This window comes from Microvirga sp. KLBC 81 (genome assembly GCF_003075415.1).
In the GTDB taxonomy this organism is placed as follows: domain Bacteria; phylum Pseudomonadota; class Alphaproteobacteria; order Rhizobiales; family Beijerinckiaceae; genus Microvirga.
The window spans coordinates 1-551 of sequence record NZ_QDAH01000327.1; the positions used below are offsets into that span (position 1 = coordinate 1).

1 pseudogene is annotated in these 551 nt (G+C 67.3%); it reads left to right on the forward strand.

The annotated features are described in order from the left end of the window. Positions 1 to 551: pseudogene (locus DC522_RS36760) on the forward strand (transposase); the annotation flags it as partial.

Genomic DNA, 551 nt, shown 5'->3' on the forward strand with positions numbered 1-551 from the left:
CGGCTCCGGTCCGCCAGGGCCGCCCGCCTGGAGGCAGGAAGCTGGCCTCCTATGAGGCATTTCTGCTACATGCGGGGGAGGCCCAGCCCGCCATCACCATGCCCGAACTCGCGGCTCTGTTGCTCGAGGAGCACGGGGTGATCGCCGCCCCGGCCACTCTGTCGCGGCTGCTGTGCCGACACGGCTTCACGTATAAAAAGCCCTGATGGCCGCGGAATGCGCACGCGCCGATGTACACCATGAGCGCCGGGTCTGGAGAGGCCGGCGTCAGCGCAGGATGCAGCAAGAGCCGCATCGGCTGGTGTTTCTCGACGAGACCTATGTCAACACCAAGATGACGCGCCTGCGCGGGCGCTCTCGCAAAGGCCAGCGGCTCCGCACAAGCGCGCCCTTCGGGCACTGGAAGACGCACACCTTCATCGCGGGCCTGCGTTGCTCTGAGCTGAGCGCGCCCTGGATGATCGTTGGCCCGATTGCCCGCTCGGCCTTTGCCCCTATATCGAGACGCAGCTGGCGCCCACCCTGGGCCAAGGCGACGTGGTGCTCCTCGA